Below are 21,145 nucleotides of genomic sequence, written 5' to 3'. Positions count from 1 at the left end.
ATGACAAGACCAAAATAATTCTACTCTAATTCAAATCTTGGATTTAAAATATTTCGAACACACACTTAGCTTATTTTTTGTGATTTATTTACCATTAAAGATCAATAATCCATACAATAGCATATAATTTAACACTATAGAGGTTGGTTTTTGGAATATGAATTTTAGTCAATAATAATTGTATAATCAAAATTAAGTCAAAAGGGGGTCCTGGCTTTTGACCAGAACCCAAAATATTTACCTTTTGCTTCCTATTATAAAACCAATTTAAATTCTTTTTAATACTGTTATTATTATGGTTAAGATGCATTATCCAAGATAATCCTTGGACAATGCATCAATAAAGTACCCTACTTTATCTTAACCAATTTCTTAGTAGCTATATGCTCCTTATCTGTAATAGTTACATTATACACGCCCGATGGCAATTTGTCTGTCTGCAACAACTCAGTATTATTACCAGGAACGCAGCTGATCCTCTTTTGTATCATCATGTTGCCAAGTTGATCAGTCACACGCACTTGAACTACCTTCGCTTCTGTAGATTGGAACTCCACATACACCATATCACTTGTCGGATTAGGCCTCATTGTAAAGTCTGTAGCTGATATAGCATGCTTCGCTTTATTAATTACCGCCTGCTCTGTTTTGTAGGAATCAATATCAGTTACTATTGACTCATTCGGAACCTCCAATGTGCACTCAACTTCAAGATAACATTCCGTCACACATCCATTCGCATCCCGCACAGTAACTTTTAACTGCAAAGTCTTGAATGATATTGAGATAATAATAGTCGGTGTATTCTGACCCGATACTATATGACAAGAGCCATTTATGACTTCCCATTCATATGTATATGGACCTTCTCCTCCTGTCACCACTACCGTAACTTCATTGTCAAATGAGCCACATATTACTTCAGGTATTTCAAGTATTGTGCATCCCAGATCTGACGTGTTGGAATGATTAATGATCTGTACATCACTCTTCTGCTCATTACACACATTTGTGTAAGTCCATGTTCGTATCTCTGTATAATTGCCATTCTGATCCACTCCCGAATTCGAACTGCTATATTCAAGTCCAGTAAACCCACAACCCAATTCCGGATATTGCACAGGAAGCGGTGCCAACTCCTCACAGTGCACGGTCACATCCGCCGGCACAAAACTAAAGTCCGGTTTGTTTGGCGTTGACATGATTACCTTAAGGTTTAGTTCAGCTTTATTTCCACAAACATCTGTCGCAGTCCATCTAAATAGGTACTCTTTTATAATCTCCTCTGAAGTACAGCGGGTACTGCCCTCGATCTGCTCAAACAATGGTGAGATATTCGTCTGACAGTTGTCCGTCACTAATACTCCACTATTATTGCGTATCAGCTCTAAAAAATATTCATAATTTTCGCAATCAACATGAATTGTATTGCTATTATCTATGTATATCAGCTTAAGAAGCTCATCTGTATAATAAATAACTGGCGGTGTATAATCATTGGATATCACTTTCTGATCCACTTCCGTCGTGTTGCCACAAGCATCTGTCGCGGTATGATGGATAATATAATAATATCCTTTGCCTCCACATCCATATAACTTATCTTCTTTTACAGATGTAACTTTCACTTTTTCATTATTACAATAATCCAGTCCATACACTTCAGCACCTTTATCATCTTGACATATATCCTGAACATTGTATAATACGGGCCCTATAGTGTCAGTTACTTCTACTTTTCTGGTAAAGAAGCTCTTATTGCCACAAGCGTCTGTCGCAGTATAGGACTCCATAGTTGTAAAGGTATTTTTACAATCGCCATCCTTTCTCTCACTTTTCACTGTTAATGTGACCGCTGAACAGTTATCATTGGCTCTGACAGGAGGTATATTATTTATACAACCCACTTGAATAAGGGAAGCATTTCCGGCAAATGATGGTGGTTGAGTATCGGTCAGCCTTATGTGTATTTTAAACTCAGAACTGTTTCCACAGAAGTCCGTCGATGTCCATGTGTAAGTCTCCTCTCTATAATACCCGTCCTTCAGACAGTTACCTGCTTTACTTGTGTGACTCAGTGCAGTATTAAAGTAATTACACACATCAGTTACACTTACCCAGTTTAGTGCATCCTGCTCATTAATAGGAGTCCAATCTTTACAATCAATAGATATGATCCCTCCATTGTTAGTTCCTGCATATGGACCAGCACTCATCACTATCTCAGGACCTTTGCCATCATTTGGCGTGATGATCTGATTAAGTGTCGTTGTATTATTACATCTATCTATTAAATACCATGTCCTCACAAATGTTCCGCTTGATGCACATTCTCCAGTAGGCTTGCTATCCACATATTTATATTCAACATCCGAGCAATTATCAACTGCGACCGGCCATTGATTCTTATCTCCACATGCAAATGGTTCAAAAGATATCACTTTAGGCGCTACCGTATCTATTACTTCGATGTAGAATACGAAATTTGAGAAATTACCACAGCCATCTGAACCTTTAATATTAACGGTATATAACTTAGAATATCCATATAACCAGCATGCATCTTCATTAGATACACTCAACTTCATATCCAATTTGACAGGACCTGAACAATTGTCTACTCCTGAAAATAACTGATTCACCGGCAGTGACAACCACGATGGAAGTCCCTGCTCATCACAATATGTCGTCAGCGAATCTCCATTTTCCATACCCACAATATTGGGGTTTATCGCTATCAACACAGGAGGAGTATTATCAACTACATTTATGGTCTGATCGTATGTACTGATATTACCACAACAATCCTTGGCCATATATCTTCTGATGATTGTATAATTGCCAGCGCAGCTGCCCGGTATTACGTTGTCTGTATAACTCACAATGGCGCATTCACATTCATCAGTAGCCAGTACTTCGAACTTAACAGTAGTATCCGAACATGCGATGGTCACATCCTGAGGCACCACTGTAAATACCGGAGGTATTGTATCTACTATGTGGATCGAAAAATTTAAATTTGTCTCATTTCCACAGTCATCCACCGCAGTGATCTGAACTTCTTTACTTTTAAAGTATCCATCTTCTACACATGTACCTTCCAATACTGTCTGCGTGATTGTATATTGTGCTTCTCCACAATTATCTGTCACTATCACTGCTGATTCAGTTATCGTAGGCAACACCCAACCCGGTTCTAGTGCCCTGCATTGAATATCTATAACATCGCCATCTTCTATATCTCCGAATATCGGATCATCAAATATGATCACAGGTCCTGTAGTGTCCTGAAGCATGATCATCTGTACATGTTCTGTGCTATTACCACAGCCATCTGTAGCTGTCCATGTCCGAATAATTGTTAAACTACCAGTACAATCTCCTTCTACACTTTGCTCAGAAAAAGTTACGATCGCTCCTGAACAATTGTCCGTCGCTGTCAAAGTTTCAGCTATTGGCACATCATCACATTCTACCGTAATATCTCCCGGAAGAACACCGTCAAATACAGGGCCGATAGTATCCTGAACCGTAATAGTCTGAGTACATGTCACAATATTCTGATTTTCATCTACTATTGTAAAAGTCCGAACTTTAGCTCCTGTCAATAATGAACATCCGTCTGTAAGTTCACTATCAGCATAGGTTATTGTGACATCTCCGCATGAAGAAACAATGGTTGGAGATCCAAGACTTATGGTATCTTGGTTCACACCGCAATCAATGAGTGTATCCTGTGGACAATCAACTATCAAAGTACAACATTGAGGTGCAATAAGCTCCAAAGTATCACTATCAACATTGCCGCAGAACGCAGCACCTGACAAAGTAATACTTAAGGTGGCTCCATTTACCTCATCTACACCAAGTACATATTTAATACTTGTGTTACTTATTGGAATGATCGTTCCTGTGCCGGTGCTGCTCCAATCGATGGTCGAAGGATCATATACACCAGTGATGGTAGCAGTGATATCCAGTGTATCACTGTCACAATCGATCAATACAGGTTGGATACTTATATTGATCACCTCTAAAGGTTGAACTATAACCCTTGCTGTATCCACCACATTTCCGCATCCCGTGGCATTGTCCGTCACATTCAATATATAGTCAAAAGTGCCTACGCCAGTCACATTACTGTTCACTGTTGGCTTTAAAATAAATGGATTATTTAATCCCAGTGTTGGTGTCCAGTTGAAATCATAATTTCCAGCAGGGCTGATTTGTGCATCTAATAATACACTTTCTCCATAACATATGGTGTAATCCGGTACTGACAAAGTCGGAATCGGTAAATCCAACACATCTATCGTCACCGGTACTTGTACAAAACAGCTGGTGCTGTTGTTCAGTATTGTAAGTGTATATATCACATCTCCTACCGGACAAGCCTGCGTCGTAGCACATATAGTACATGAAAGACCATCTACAGGCTGCCAAGTATAACTATAGCCCAGTACCGCCGGAGTTCCGATCTCTAAACATGTGCCCTCACATAGGACATACTCGGTAGTCAAGGGTGGAGGTATTACCGCATTGACCGTAATTCTAACAGTTGCTGTTACCGGACAAGGTGATCCATTAACAATCCTTGTCTCTACCACTGTAAAGTCATAGATCCCTGCACCTGCAGGTGGCGTAAATACAGGATTCATCGAAGTCGGATCATCCAGATATAATGCTGGAGTCCAGCTATAGGTAGAGGCAGGATCGTTGCTATCACTTCCTATATTGATCGTCTCACTTCCACATATTGTAGTAGATGTGATGACCATGGGTGGTGTAGGCATCTGCACCAATACTGTCCCATTGCCTCCACAACCATTAGGAGAGTTTACTCTCAATGTGTATATGATCTGTGTGGAAGAGGTAGTAGTTGGATTTAGTGTAGTATTATTGTTTAGCCCCGTGCTTGGATTCCAACTATAGGTACACCCTACACAAGCTCCAATGTTCTGAGGATTAATAGGTTCAGAGCCTACTGCACACTTGAGAATATTCGGCAATACAAGAACTTCAGGTGCAATGACGTTCAATTGAACTGTACCTACCGTAGTACATCCTATCGCATCAGTGATGGTCAGCGTGAATGTTGCATTGCTAAAAGAATTAGCGGTTGGATTTATAATTGTTGGGTTGTTGAGGCCAGCCGCGGGAGACCAGCTATAAGTGCAGCCTACACATTCACCGATAAGATCGGGGTTCAATGCCACAGATACATTTCTACATGTGGTGACCGTATCAAGCACTATAACACCACTTGGTAGTATATTAACTGTCACATTTCCCTGGCCAATGCATCCTTCAGGGCTAGTTATCTGTAAAGTATAATCTGTCGATGTATTCACACTTGAAGATGGATTTATGACCGTAGGGTTTGATAATCCTGTAGTCGGTGTCCATGAGTATGTACAATTTGCGCACTCACCCTCTAGCCCCGAGTTCAGTGGCACAGATGCAGCAGTGCACTTTTCTATCGGAGTTAATACAAAGTCTTCCGGCACGATCACCGTCACATTGACATCATCTACCAGATTGATCGGACAGTTGCCCGAAAAATTAACCGTCACTGTATAGGTTATATCCCCTGTAGGCGTGACAATCGGCTGTGCACAATCCGTGCAGCTCAGTCCTGTGGAAGGCGTCCAGGTATATGTCGCAAATGGTATCGGATCAAGACCTAGCTCTACAGGATTGCCTTCGCACACTACCACATCCGGAAAATCTATCACCGGACCGGACGTGTCAACTGTCACTATCATTGTATCTACTGCCATACAACCCGATACCGGATCGGTCACTGTCACCGAAAAAGTAAGATCTGTCGCCACCAATACTTCAGGCTGTGCGCTGTTCTCATTGGTACCATTCTGCCATGGGCTCGCCACAGGGGACCAGCTATAGGTCCATGCACCATTACTTGGATCAGGGACACCTAATTGGATTATCGCTCCAGGACATACAACCTGATTAGGCCCGGAATTTGCGAATACATTTGCCGTAATCCTTGCTGTATCTAAAAATTGGCAACCTGTTCCAATATCTGTCACAGTCACATAATATAGTGCAGGAAGGGAAGGCGGAATCACAATAGGATTAGAACTAGTGGACATAAATCCTCCCGGTCCCGTCCAGTTATATGCGTACCCTGCCACTGGCGGTTGGCCCAACTGAGCAGACTGTCCCGGATTACATAATGTAAAATTACCCGCCTCAAATATCGGTATAGATACCGATGGATCAGTAATCTCTATAGCATCAGAACAACTTGATCCCGGCAAATCAGGATGCGTGACTGTCACTGTGTACAGTCTTGGGATATTATCTGTAAGCTTTACTATCGGACCCATACAAGTGTCCAGGCCTATACATGGCGTCCAGGTATAGATGATGTCATTGGGGTCAACATTGCCGGGAAAACCCGCAAACGTTCCTACGGCAGTTAATACTACAGAATCTCCCGCAGCATTGCAACCATTTGGTTGATTTGAGAATATTTCTACATTACATCCACAAGGTGGGACTACGACTATGTCAGTACAGCACACACCTTCAAAGCACACTTCCATCTGATAGATGGTAGTCTCCGTGTCTGATCCACCTACATTCACTACAGCTAAATTCCTCGGGCCAATTAAATTATCCGGGCCGGATATCACTGTCCAATTGTAAGTAGCATCTATCTGTGGATGCCAATCTATTCCTATTGTCCTTGGGCCACATCCATCTATATCTGCGTCTGCCCTGACCATCGTTACGGTCATTGTATCATAATATGCACATCCTGCATTGACAGCAGTAAGCAGATATCTAAAGGGATTTTTCGTGTTTGTCGTAATATTATCAAGGAAAATAGATCCAGAATTAAAAAATACGGTCGGACTATTATTTGTCTCCAGAAAAGTGCCGGGTGCCCATGTATAAGTAAATCCGGGATCACCCGAATGTCCTATTTCAAAACGATTGGTACTACTATAACATACTACCACATCCTCAAGTACCTGCGTGGGAGCAGCTATCGGTGTGACAAGTATTGTATCTTGAGATTGACAAGTAGTGCCGCCAGGCAAGGTGATCGTCTTGGTTAATATATATTGAGTGGGTACTAGTGGTGTGGCTATCGGCCTGGCGCAATTGGTGCAGCTCAGGCCTGTAGCCGGAGTCCAACTATAAGTTGCAGGCTCGCCGGCAGTAAGTGCTGTACCTATCCGCACTCCACTTGAACCTCCGCAAAAAGATGCATCCGGTCCTGCGTCAGCACGATTAACAAACACAACTACTTGATCCAGGTTGATACAACCATTGGCATCTGTCACCGTTATGGTGAAAATCGTAGATTGAGAAACTGTGGCAATTGGGTTGGATACAGTGCTATTATCAAGTGCACCGATCATGTCCCACTGATAACTATATCCACCGCCACCGCCACTTGCAGTGGGGTTCCCTCCTATCAGAACACTTTCTCCCGCGCAGCTGTAGATATTTACTCCGGCATCCACTTGCGGTGCAGTTAATATACTTCCTTGTATAAGGGCTACATTAGAGATAGAAATTGTGTCTGTGACAGGGTCATTAGTGCAATTAATAGGAGAATTATTAATCACTAATCTTCGGAACCATCTGTTCACAGTGCCTGTGCCGGGGGTGTAGTTTTGAAGAATAGCACCCGGGATAGTAGACCATGGACCGGTGGCTCCAACATCAGAAAACTGCCATTGGTAGGACGGTAAGTATAGACCTGACTTTACACGATTACCTGAGAGTGGTTGTATCGGCCCTCCCTGGCAAAATGACTGAACCAATGGGGTAATGTTATTGGTGGTGTCTAATTTTGTTGTAATATTTATGACACTATATCCTGTGCCAGATACTGCATCAGGATGTAAAACGTCTGATAGATAAGCGTCAGGGGTTAACGGATAATTATTAAAAGACGATTGTCCTAAGTAATTAAAGAGATGTATTTTTCCATCTGCTGCATAGTTAAAATCTAAGGGATAATTTGATGTGCTAGAACCACCAAACCTACTGGCAGCTGCAGGAATTCCATCTGGACGAAATACCAACATTGCAACACTTCCCTGAGTGCTATTGTCAGTCACAGGAAAGTCAACTGAGTTTGTGTAGCCGCCAAGTAAAAAACTCCCATCAGCATTGATAGGAATATCAGTCAATCCAATAAATCTATCAGTACCGGATCCACCATAATAAGTAGAAAATACCAAAGTGCCATCCGCAGCAAATTTACTTATAAACATATCATTTTGTCCTCCTCCATAAGAGGACTGAAAGGCTCCGGCAGTTACCGGAAAATCAGTAGATTCGGTATATCCTAATAGTATAGTAGAGCCATCTGAATTTAAACCTAACCCCGGTCCTTCAATATCATTTATAAATCCAGTTCCACTGAAATAAGTAGAATATTTCAAGGAACCGTCAGGATTTAACCGAGTCAAGAAGGGGACATAACCAATCCCAAACGTCAACGGTTTTATAGCTTGATATGCATCAGGAGAAGTCGGAAAATTAACTGATTGTGTACCACCTGTAATATTAAGTACTCCAAAATTATCAACCTTGATAGTTTTCAACGTCTCTCTAGTATTGCCTCCTAAATAGGTAGCATAAACAATGTTCATACTATTATCAAACTTTACGATAGCTAATTCATCCAAAAATCCGTTAAGGGAAGGATCTGCAGCGCCGGGCGTTATTGGAAAATCATTTGAACGTGTGAATAAACCGGTGTAAACATTGTCATTAATATCAGTTGTAATTTTAATTGCTCGGTCTTCATTATTCCCACCCAGATAAGAACTATAGATACGGCTTCCGCCAGAATTATATTTTACGATAAATCCATCAGTATTCCCCCCAAATAAAGATTGATAAGCACCCGGCGTAATGGCCAAATCGACACTATTTGTCTCACCAACTACCAATATAGAATTATCAGAAGCGATAGCAATGTCTGAAGGAGAATTAAGATTTCCTGAACCATTATAATAAGTCCCAAAAATAAGTTGTCCAGAAGGATTGAATTTGGCTATATAAGGTTGATCAGTAGAATTGGGAACACTCGACCCGGGTGCCATAGGAAGATCCAATGAATTTGTATTTATCAATAAAACAACATTGCCATCAGGACCAACTTCCATATCTACTGATCTATCCCGACCTGGACCCCCAAAATAAGTAGCAAAAACTACTTGGTTATTGGCATCAAATTTTATCAAAACACAATCATCATTGCCATTATTCGCAGATTGATAGGCTCCAGGTGTCACAGGAAAGTCAGTATAATTTGTTGTAGTAAATAAATAGGTAGAACCATCAGGTGAATTTTTCATAACGCCATCATTAAATGCGGTACCATAAGCACTAATGTAGGTAGAATAGCACAATAGGAAGCTATCTCTTGTAGCAGAAACATCCTGGGCTTGTAGTTTTAGAAAACTAAAAACGCATAAAATGAAGAGAAGATGTTTTTTTAAGCAAAAGAAATTTTGAAATAAATCTAAATTGAATAAAGAGCGTAATAGTATTTTCATAATGGATTAGTTTAACAGATTTTAGTATTAATTTGTGAGATAGTGACCCAATTAAATGCTAAATTATAATTAAACCTAAATGCTTGTACACATCAAAAAAAGAATAGCCAGATTGTATAAGAATGAAATATAGCTTAGTGTATGATATTTAAAATGATAAAATTGAATAGCATCTAAAAAAGAAACTAAAGATCAATACCACAACTTTTGTAGATACATGTGACCCGGAAAACAAATAGTTTTTGATACCTTACACAAGTTGTCTTATTGCATTTTCCAGCAATAATTATCCATTATAATTGTAAGCTTTATAGTGACAATCTATAAATATTAATTACCTCATAGTTGATTGCGAATACGATTCTACCCCTTAAAGAAGAAGAGAGTTTTAGTAATGCTATGATCAGATATTTCAGTTGAGAGATAATGGATGTGTGTATAACAAAGTGCACTAAAAGTTACATATTCGAATAAATAATTTATAGAAAGATGGATACAAAATAAAGTAGTTGATTTTTATTTGGCATATTCCTCCCTTCAGTCGGAATGACAAAATCTTTGTTCAGAGGGGTATAAAAGGGGTGGCTACGCCGCCCCATTTCATGCCCCAATTCCATCGAACTAGCGTCTTTCCGAGCGAAGAGAGTAATTTTTATTAGCTAATTATTTTCTTTTTCGGTTTGTGCAATTTTTTGCACACACTTAATGGATTTAAAAACAGTAATGCGCAAAATATGAATTAAATAGTTGTGATTTTCTACAAAATATATTAACAGCCAGGAAGTTGCAAACGTATTTACAAATCTGACTAAAAACTATATTTCAAAAAATTAGTTCCTAAAGAGAGTGCATTTATTTTTCATACAAAATATTTATCTTTTTCAGCTCTGTTCAAAGCTCGAATTTAGAAATTACATACAATAAAAACCAATAGTCAAAAATATATTAAGTGTTCTATTTGACTTTAATCTATAAACCAATGTATTATAAAACGAAAAAAATTAAAATGAAGAATAAATTTGTAGTATCAGCATCCATTTGTATGATTATTTTTGAATATGATGTCAAGAGCCAATGCTCAGGCATTTATAGATTTGGAAACCGGTGCAGTTTTCACCGGATATAATAATGTCAGAATCCCGGGTGATGCAGGAACACTATTTTCTCTTAAAGATGACCTTACACCGAAACCGAATGCCTTTATTCGCTTAAGGGCTGGTTATGCGATTGGTAAGAGACATACCATATCCCTTTTATATGCTCCATTGACCATTAAGTCAGATGGATCAATAAACAAGCAAATTGATTTTGAAGGTGTCACTTTCCCTTCTAACAGTCCATTGAATGCCAGCTATACGTTCAATTCTTATAGAATAACTTACAGATATGATCTTGTTAAAAGGCCTAAAATTGAATTTGGCATTGGGTTCACAGCAAAAATAAGAGATGCTGAAATTGCGCTTTCAAGTAATGGATTTGCCAGTTCAAAAGCAAATGTCGGCTTCGTTCCTATTATAAACTTTAGGCTTAATTACAAAGTAAATAACAATTTTGGAATACTCTTCGAAGGAGATGCGCTAGCGGCACCTCAAGGGAGGGCGGAAGATGCACTACTCGCCGTCACCTATAAATTCTCAGATAATTTAATGACGCATCTTGGATATCGAATACTTGAAGGTGGTGCAGATAATGATGAGGTATATAACTTTTCTCTCATTCATTATGCTTCTGTAGGCGTTTTGTATAAATTTAAGAAGAATGTAAAAGCAAATTAGAACTAGTAAATATCAGGATCTATAGCAAAGAAAAATGTCTATTGTTAAATTGTCTCTTTATTTATATAACCTTTATTTCTGCCTGTTTGACGTTAAAATCAAATAAACATGTTCCATAAATACTATTGCATTTTAATCAAATCTTAAGAAAGCATTAATCAACTCTTATACAAACTAATTAGATATTTGCATCATGAGAATATTGGTAGTTGAAGATGAGGATGGAATCGCTGCTTTCCTTAAACAAGGCTTAGAAGAAGAATCTTTTGCCGTTGACGTTGCAAATGAAGGTAGGAAAGGACTTCAATTGGCACTTTCCGGAGAATATGATCTGTTGCTATTAGATTGGATGCTTCCCGGATTAAGTGGCATAGAGATTTGCAGACAATTTCGAAAAGAATATCAAGATACACCCATTATTTTTCTTACAGCAAAAGATACACTAGACGAAACGGTGTTTGGCCTGCAATCCGGAGCAAACGATTACATAAAAAAGCCCTTTCATTTCGAAGAACTGTTAGCGCGAATAAAAGTGCAGCTTAGACCAAAATCCGGCGAGCATTCAATTTTTACACTTGGTGAAATTGTATTAAATACAGAAACTCATCAAGTACGAAAAGGTAATCAAGAAATAAATCTGACTCAAAAAGAATTTGCCCTTTTGGAATTTCTTATTCGCAATAAAGGAAAGGTGTGTAGAAGATCTCGCATCATAGAAAGTGTCTGGGATATACATTTTGATTACAATACCAGTGTGATTGATGTTTATATTAATGCCCTTCGTAAAAAGCTAATGCTTTCAGATGAAGAAAACTACATCCAAACAGTTCGAGGAATTGGATATATCGCAAAAGAATTATGAATCTCAGTTTCAAAAACAGGATAGCGTTTCATTACATGTTGGCTACGGCAATTATCATGGCAATAGTATTTGGTGCTATTTATTTCACAGTTCAGGAAACTGTGATAAATAATCTAGACAATGAACTATCGTATGAAGCAGAGAAACATGCAGGTGAAATAGAAATAATTGGCGACAGCCTTAAGTTTGAAAATAAGGCTGAATGGGAAGAAAGAGAACATCGTGAGATACAAGTCAATCCTGTGTTCATTCAGCTCTTAGACAAAAAGGGAAGACTAATGGATAAGTCCCCAAACTTAAAAGAGGAATACCTTTTATTTAAGAATTCAGAATACGGGGGTCATTTTGATGCCGAATTAAGCAAAAGAGCTATCAGGCAAGTACAACTGCCAATAGAACAAAATGGAAAAATAAAAGGGTACATCTTAGCCGCAACGACTTCAGAATCAGCTCAATCTGTCATCCTAAAATTGAGAAATGTTCTGGCACTGTCTTTTCTTATAGTATTATCAGGTTTATACTTTATTTCACGTTTCCTGGCGGGAAGAAGTATCAAGCCGGTGCAAACTGTGACCAATACGATTACAAAAATCTCAAAGTTGAATCTTAAGGACCGTGTACCATTACCTCAGAATAAAGATGAGATATATGAACTTTCATTAGGATTTAATGACTTACTGGCACGAATTGAAGATGCTATTGAACGAGAACGTCAGTTTACTTCAGACGCTTCACACGAACTCAGAACTCCCCTCGCTACTTTGAGAGGTACTTTGGAAGTGCTGATTAGAAAACCAAGAACCCAGGCAGAGTATGAAGAAAAAATAAAATTTAGTTTGTCAGAAATTACAAGGATGACTACCACTTTGGAGCAGCTGCTGCTCCTGGCTCGTTTGGACACAAAAACATCCATTAAAGAAAATAACTTCGTTGATTTGCCGACTATCATTGATGAGTCATTGAGCTATTTTAAAAGTCAGATAGCAGAAAAAGGATTAAATATTCATTTTGTTTTTGATCAAAAAAATGAACTACTTGTTCCTTATTATTACACCAACCTCATCATTAATAACATTTTAATTAATGCTATTAAGTATTCAAAAAAAGATTCAAACTTAAAAATTAGCGTGGAAGAAATCGATAACCATGTAACTTGTACTATCCTGGACGAAGGGTTAGGGATCAAAGAAGAAGATTTGAAGCGTATTTATGACAACTTCTTTCGATCTGATGCTATGGAGCACAAACAAATATCAGGTAATGGATTAGGTCTATCTATTGTGAAGAAATGTGCTGATGCTATTGAAGCAAAAATCAATATATCAAGTGTTTTAGGAAAAGGCACTTGCGTAACCATTACATTCTAAAAAGCATTATTAATATTCTTTACCCAAGCGTAAACTTTCTTATATAAACAAATAACTTTTAAATCTTTGCCAAATGAAAGATACATCAAGTGACTATCTGGATAATCATTACATACACAAAAGCAATTGGTTAAGGGCAGCAGTATTAGGTGCGAATGACGGCATTTTATCAACTGCCAGCCTTGCAATCGGAGTAGCTGCGGCGAGTAATATGAGAGAACCTATTGTCTTGGCTACTTTAGCAGGCCTGGTAGCAGGTGCATTATCTATGGCAGCAGGCGAATATGTTTCTGTCAGCTCGCAAACTGATGTTGAAAAGTCTGATATTGTTAGAGAAGAAAAAGAGTTGGAAGAAATGCCCGAACTTGAATTGCAAAGATTATCAGAAATCTATGTACAAAGAGGATTAAAGAAAGAAACCGCTATGATAGTTGCTCTGGAATTAACTGCTCATGATGCATTAGGAGCGCACGTAAGAGATGAATTAGGTATAAATGAAGTTAGTCAGGCTAAGCCATTGCAGGCAGCATGGACTTCCGGGGCTGCCTTCAGTACAGGAGGGCTTCTACCCTTATTGGTTGCTTTATTCATGCCAGTGGCAAATATGGAATATTATCTGTACGGTTTTGCTATTTTCTTCTTAATTATTCTGGGTATTTTATCCGCAAAAGCCGGAGGATCAAGTATAAAGAAAGCTCTAATTAGAATTACTTTTTGGGGCACAGTTGCAATGGGTTTAACTGCACTTGTTGGCCATATCTTTGGTGTCAGTGTGGGTTAGAAGTTAAAAATCAGAAGTCAGAAGTCTCCTGTAATGCATTGCTTCCAAAATCGAAATTATAACTTGATAAGCTATATGTAAAATGTTGATTAGCACAATATCCCCTTCTGCAAGCTAGGGTTTATATATAAGTATTTTTCCAAAAAGGTCATTTCTAAAATAATAATATAAATATTCGATTATTAACCGATTGTGAGCAAAATGAATTTTGCACGCACCAAAACGCAGATTAACCTAAGCTCAGCACTTCATAGTGAATGATGTATACTATTTAAAGTTAAAGCTTAGATCGTGAAGCTCGGCGTAGGTTAACCTACGTCGTTGTGTTACCAAAGTTTACTTTGAATTAACTATTAGAAATACATTGATTTATTTAATTGTATTTATAAAATATTAAATATCTATTGTATTATTAACTAAAGTTTCGGAGTTGCTTTTTGAATTGATATTCAATCAAATAAATATATAACACTATTTATTTGCAATAACCTAAATAGCTGTATGCCAAATAGTTATTTTGTTTTTTAAAATTTTTAATTTTTTTTAAATGGTTTCATTTGCTGGGCTCAATCATCGAAGTTTTATTCTGAATTCTAACTTCTAATTGCTACCTTAGATTGAGCAATAGCAATATTTTTAGAGTTTATTTGTAACGCCGAAACTTCAGTTATTAAAAATCCAATAAGCAACTAAGAAACTTGAGTTAATTTATTTCTTAAGCAATTCTTAAGAAAGCCTAGAGAATAACTTCAGAATCCATCCTCTACTTTTGTGATATAATTAAATAAAAACATCCATGCTAGAAAGGCTCATTCAGTACAGCATTCATCATAAGTTGATTATTCTACTATTCTCCGCAGGAATTATTGGATTTGGAACATATGCATTAACTAAAATCCCGATCGGAGCTGTTCCTGATGTTACTAATAATCAAGTTCAAATCATTACTACTTCAAGAAATCTCGCCACTGAAGATGTGGAGAAGTTTCTGACCTATCCCGTTGAACTTGAAATGGCAAACCTGCCTGATGTAACAGAAATCAGATCTATATCCAAGTTTGGCCTCTCAGTAGTAACAGTTGTTTTCAATGACAATATTGGTACTTATCTACCTAGACAACTGATTGCCGAAAAAATTAAAGCTGCTGAAGAAAAAATTCCAGCCGGCTTTGGCACTCCCTTTATGGGTCCTATAACAACAGGTCTTGGAGAAATCTACCAATATGTTATAGAAGTAGACTCTGCACATCATGATGTTTATTCATTGTCAGATATTAGAACTATACAGGATTGGGTAGTAAAAAGACAACTATCGGGGATACCGGGAGTGGTAGAGGTCAATACATGGGGTGGACATTTGAAACAATATGAAGTAGCTATCAACCCTGAAAAACTCAGAAGCCTTAATATTTCTATTATCGATGCCTTTTCTGCGTTGGAGAAAAATAACAGTATTGCCGGGGGTGGCTATATTGAAAAATCAAATCAAACTTACTTTATTAGAGGTGAAGGACTCGTAGGCTCTTTAGAGGATATTGAAAATATCGTAATTGAGAACAGAAATGGCATACCTATCTTCATAAAAGATATAGCCACAGTAGGCTTTGGATATGCTACTCGATTCGGTGCAATCACAGGGAATGGAGAAGGAGAAAAAGTTCTGGGACAGGTTATGATGCTAAAAGGCGCAAATTCTAAAGCAGTCATCGATGCAGTAAAACAGCGGGTTGCTCAGATCTCCCCTACCCTGCCGCCGGGTGTTAGCATTAACCCTTTCCTGGAAAGAAGCGAACTAATAGATAAGACCACTTTCACTATAGCCGAAAACCTTTTATTAGGTTGTCTGATCGTGATCTTTGTGGTAGTGCTACTATTAGGAAATTTCCGTTCAGGATTAGTGGTAGCTTCTGTAATCCCAATGTGCTTATTATTTGCAATTTCTCTCATGTATATCTTTGGTGTAGATGCCAATTTGATGAGTTTGGGTGCAATCGATTTTGGAATTATAATAGATGGAGCAGTCATAATTGTAGAGTTCATTGCATTCAAGATTACAGCCGAAAGCACTCAAATAATGGCTTTGCCAAAACCCGAAAGACAAAATCTCATTGACAACATTACCCATTTAGGGGCAACGAAGATGATGCATTCAGCTGTATTTGGACAACTTATCATCATTATTGTTTTTATTCCGATTCTTTCCTTAGTTGGAATTGAGGGTAAAATGTTTATTCCTATGGCTTTGGTATTCTGCTTTGCATTGATAGGTGCGATGATACTTTGCTTCACTTATGTTCCGGTGATGGCATCCCTGTTCATCAGACCCTCTGACCCCTCTAAGAAAACTGTATCTAAACGCCTTATTACATTCTTAGAAGAAAAATATACACCAACTATTAATTGGGCCCTTCGTCGAAAAAAATTTGTGCTTAGTTTGGCTGCTGTCCTTATGATTGCTGTAGGTTTTCTATTTACCAGAATGGGAGGTGAATTTGTACCTACCCTTGATGAAGGAGATTTTGTAATTCAACCTGTCTTGAAAACTGGTACTTCCCTAAAAAATACTGTACTTATTACCACCAGAATTGAGAAAATTCTAAAAAGGTTTCCGGAAGTTGAACAGGTTGTAAGCAGAATTGGTGCAGCTGAAGTACCTACAGATCCCATGTCTATGGAAGAAAGTGATGTAATCATTAAGTTGATTCCAAAAGGCAAATGGGTATCTGCTAAAACCAAGGATGACTTGGCGGATAAATTCAAAGAAGCGTTGTCAGAAATTCCGGGTGTAGATTTTGAATTTACACAACCAATTGAAATGCGATTTAATGAGCTGATTACAGGAGTGAGAGCCGATCTAGCAATCAAAATATTTGGAGAGGATTTGGATCTACTTGCCAAGAAGGCTCAGGAAGTCGAAAAAGCAATTCAAAATATTAATGGTGCAGCAGATATTATTGTAGAAAAAGTAGATGGCCTCCCTCAAATGTCTGTAAAATATGACCGAAGAATGATTGCAAAATACGGCTTAAATGTGGAGGAACTAAACGACATTATTACCATGGGATTTGCCGGAAAAAATGCAGGAACAGTCTTTGAAGGTGAAAAGCAATTTGATTTAACCGTTAGGTTTGACAAAGATCATCATCAGGATATTCAGGATATTGAGAATGCAACCATCCAACTCCCAAATGGTAATCAATTACCTCTTAGTGAGTTTGCATCTATATCATTGACTAAAGGCCCTGCCAAAATTTCCAGGGACAACACTAAGAGAAGAATTGTAGTTGGTGTTAATGTCAGAGGCAGAGATCTGGAATCCGTCGTTAAGGACGTTCAAACCATAATTAACAAAGAAGTTAACCTGCCAACCGGATATACCATTGAATACGGAGGTCAATTTGAAAATCTAAGAACAGCTAAAGATCGCTTAATGATTGCCGTTCCCATAGCTTTAGTCTTGATATTCATCTTACTCTACTTTGCCTTCAACTCAATAAAAGAGGCATTGATCATATACAGTGCTATTCCAATGTCTGCTATTGGTGGAGTTATACTTTTATACCTGCGAGATTTACCATTTAGTATTTCAGCAGGTGTAGGTTTTATTGCATTATTTGGTATAGCTGTGCTCAATGGAATTGTATTGATAGAAGAATTTAAAGAATTGAAAGCTCATGGTATCCATGATATTACTAAACGCATTCTTATGGGAACAAAAAATCGATTACGACCTGTCTTGTTGACAGCCTCAGCTGCGGCATTAGGATTCCTTCCTATGGCCATTTCTACATCAGCAGGCGCTGAAGTTCAAAGGCCTTTAGCTACAGTAGTAGTTGGTGGACTTATCTCAGCTACTATCCTTACCTTGATTGTCTTACCGATTCTTTATGCCATATTTGACAGAAAGGGTCATTTACCTAAGGCAAAAGCAACGATAGTCGCAGGATTGCTGTTAATGATATTTATTATTCCTGCAGTAGGACAAAGTCAATCTAATAATATTACAGTTGATCAGGCAATTGAAATAGCTCTTAAAAACAATTTAGGTCTAAAGGCATCTGCGCAAAGGATAGAACAAGGGACACTGCTCATAGCAAGTGCTAATGATATCAATAAGACTGATATATATTTCAATAGGGACCAAAATAACATAGCTCCCAATAATGTACCGCTAAATGTGTGGGGCATCGGCCAGTCCATTCAGTTTCCAACAGTATATGGCGCCCAGCGTAAAGTACTGCAAGGTAAAGCTCAATTAATAACTGATCAATACAAGTTAGACAAATATATAGTAACCAAAGAAGTTTCCAAATCTTATTACGAAATCGTGTATTGGCAGCAAATGCTTATCGACTACAACTATTTGGATAGTATTTATACCACATTCGAATATGCAGCAAAGAGAAGATTTGATCAGGGTGAAACAAATTATCTGGAGAAACTTACAGCTGAAACTAAGAAAAAAGAAGTGAGCTTAAAACTCAATCAGATAAAAGAAAGCATCCAGAAATCTTATATTCTATTAAACCAATGGCTTCAAACTGATACCTCATTCACAGTAAGCGATACAGAATTTAAAAGAATAACCCTAAAACCTGTTGAAGCGAATTTACATCCAGTAGTAAATTATTATGAAGATGCTATGAAGCTATCTAATCTTCAGGTGTCATTAGAGAAACAAAAGCTTTTACCGGATTTAAATGCCTCCGTTTTTCAGGGATTGAATAATGGCATTGGCAAAAAATCATACTTAGGGTTCCAGGTAGGTGCCTCAATTCCATTATGGAGAGGTAGCCAACGATCAAAAATATCTGCTGCAAAATTGGAAACCAATATTCTATTGGATGAAAGCAATAATTATAAAGCACAACTAACTACAAAGTACGAAGCATTGCAATCTGATCTAAGGCAGTATGAGGAAGGACTAATTTATTATGAAACCACAGGTAAAAAATTAACGGAAGAAACCTTGTTTCATGCAAATATTGCATATAAAAACGGGGAAATAAACTTTCTACAATACATCCAGCTGCTGGATAATGCAAAGAGTATTGAAACCAATTACATCACAACCCTTTTCCAGTACAATATGACGGTACTTGAAGCGAACTATTTGATGAAATAATATGAAAAAATATAATAATATGAAAAAATATGCATTTAGCTTTTTGATTGTTATCTCAATCTTTTCGCTGACATCTTGTAATTCGAAGACTGAACCATCACCATCGGATGCTTCATCGGTAGAACAAGTTGGAGATGATGTGTATAATATCTCACAAGCACAATTCAACTCCTCTGACATGGCATTGGGTCAGATGGAGATGAAACCATTTAGTGGAATTGTAAAGGCTAATGGAATGTTTGATGTGCCACCTGATAATGAGGCAAGGGTAAGTACATATTTTGGTGGAACAGTAAAAAGTATCCAACTAATACCCGGCCAACGAGTAAAGAAAGGACAAATACTTTTCGTATTAGAAAATCCTGATTATGTGCAGATACAGCAGGATTATTTGGAAGCAAAAGGCCATCTCACCTATTTAAAATCAGATTTTGACAGGCAGAAGAATTTGGTGCAGGACAATGTGGCATCACAAAAGACCTTCCTTAAATCCGAATCAGAATATACGGTAACCAGAGTAAGACTTGAATCCTTAGGTAAAAAACTAGTCTTAATGGGTATAAACCCAAATGCGCTCTCTATTGAGAACATTAGAACAACTATCAATATTCATTCTCCCATTAGTGGCTTTGTTACACATGTGGATATCGCCAAGGGGACATTCCTCATTCCTTCTCAAAATGCTATAACAATTATAAATACTGACCATCTCCATTTGGAACTCAACATATTCGAAAAAGACCTTATGAAAGTCAAAATTGGGCAACCAATTGTATTTAAAATACAAGAAGATAATAGCAAGGAATACAAAGCGACAGTTCATATGGTGAATAAAACGGTAGATCCTGAGAAGCGTACTATCAATATTCATGGCCACATTATAGATGAAGGGCAATCTGCAAAATTTAATCCCGGAATGTATGTGGAAGCAGAGATTTTAACGACTTCTGAATTAAAAGCATCCTTACCGGAAGATGCATTGGTTGATTCAGAAGGTAAATATTATGTTTTAGTACTTAGCAATACAACAAAGGAAGGATACACTTTTATAAAAAAAGAAGTTAAAACAGGTTCAACAAAGGATGGCTTTGTTGAGATACTAAATATGCAAAATTTCAAAGACAATTCAAAATTCCTCGTTAGAGGAGCATTTAATCTTATAAAATAATAAAAAATGAACGGAGCACATTTTCATCTAGTCGTTAACCACCTACCTATTGTAGGCTTACTAATTGGAATTTTAATCCTTATCACAGGATTGGCATTAAAGAAAGTAGATATCCAACTTACGGCATTGGGAGTTTTTATCTTCAGCGCAGTCTCTTCCATTGTGGCATTTAACACTGGAGAAGGTGCAGAAGAAGTTGTAGAAAAGATATCAGGCATAAGTGAGACTTTAATCCATAGACATGAAGAGTTTGCTGAATCTTTTTTCACGGTCATATTGATTTTGGGTGGGATGTCTATAATTACGATTTTTACATTAATACGTAGAAATAAATATGCAAAATATTTCTTATATCTGTCTTTAGCCCTTGCAATATCAGCAGGTGTTCTAGCAAAATTTGTCGGAACAAGTGGCGGAGAAATTAGACACTCAGAGATTAGAAGTGAAGCACAGATGATTCCTGTGGAAAAGGAGGATCATTAATTATCTTACTAAATGACAATCTCAAGTTTC

The 21,145-nt window shown here is 37.8% G+C and carries 8 protein-coding genes; 7 read left to right on the top strand and 1 reads right to left on the bottom strand.

Annotated features, from left to right (window positions below; genetic code table 11):
* Positions 1–350 precede the first annotated feature (350 nt).
* Complete coding sequence (locus tag IPI15_RS04065; RefSeq protein WP_287400898.1) at positions 351–9,554, bottom strand: T9SS type A sorting domain-containing protein; 9,204 nt, start codon at positions 9,552–9,554, stop codon at positions 351–353.
* 1,058 nt (positions 9,555–10,612) lie between these two features.
* Between IPI15_RS04065 and IPI15_RS04060 the strand changes: the two genes are divergently transcribed.
* The 7 genes from IPI15_RS04060 (at position 10,613) to IPI15_RS04030 (ending at position 21,115) form a co-directional block, all read left to right on the top strand.
* On the top strand, positions 10,613–11,329 hold the full coding sequence (locus tag IPI15_RS04060) for a hypothetical protein (RefSeq protein ID WP_287419285.1): 717 nt from the start codon (positions 10,613–10,615) through the stop codon (positions 11,327–11,329).
* A gap of 193 nt (positions 11,330–11,522) precedes the next feature.
* The gene (locus IPI15_RS04055) at positions 11,523–12,191 is read left to right on the top strand and encodes a response regulator transcription factor (RefSeq protein WP_287400895.1); all 669 of its coding nucleotides are present in this window, start codon (positions 11,523–11,525) and stop codon (positions 12,189–12,191) included.
* Between the two features lie 56 nt (positions 12,192–12,247).
* A complete protein-coding gene (locus tag IPI15_RS04050; RefSeq protein WP_287419283.1) occupies positions 12,248–13,558 on the top strand; it encodes an ATP-binding protein in 1,311 nt (436 codons plus the stop codon).
* A 73-nt stretch (positions 13,559–13,631) separates the two neighbouring features.
* Positions 13,632–14,339 carry a VIT1/CCC1 transporter family protein gene (locus IPI15_RS04045; protein ID WP_287400891.1) on the top strand — a complete coding sequence of 236 codons (708 nt, stop codon included), beginning with the start codon at positions 13,632–13,634 and terminating at the stop codon, positions 14,337–14,339.
* A 796-nt stretch (positions 14,340–15,135) separates the two neighbouring features.
* Positions 15,136–19,464, top strand: coding sequence for a CusA/CzcA family heavy metal efflux RND transporter (locus tag IPI15_RS04040; RefSeq protein WP_287419281.1), 4,329 nt, complete (start codon positions 15,136–15,138; stop codon positions 19,462–19,464).
* 19 nt (positions 19,465–19,483) lie between these two features.
* A complete protein-coding gene (locus IPI15_RS04035) occupies positions 19,484–20,632 on the top strand; it encodes an efflux RND transporter periplasmic adaptor subunit (RefSeq protein WP_287419279.1) in 1,149 nt (382 codons plus the stop codon).
* Positions 20,633–20,638: 6 nt separating this feature from the next.
* On the top strand, positions 20,639–21,115 hold the full coding sequence (locus IPI15_RS04030; protein WP_287400886.1) for a hypothetical protein: 477 nt from the start codon (positions 20,639–20,641) through the stop codon (positions 21,113–21,115).
* Positions 21,116–21,145 lie beyond the last annotated feature (30 nt).

This window comes from Candidatus Brachybacter algidus, assembly GCF_016707225.1.
Lineage (GTDB): Bacteria > Bacteroidota > Bacteroidia > Chitinophagales > Saprospiraceae > Parvibacillus > Parvibacillus algidus.
The sequence above is the reverse complement of the archived record's forward strand: the minus strand, read 5'-3'. Positions and strand labels throughout refer to the sequence as shown.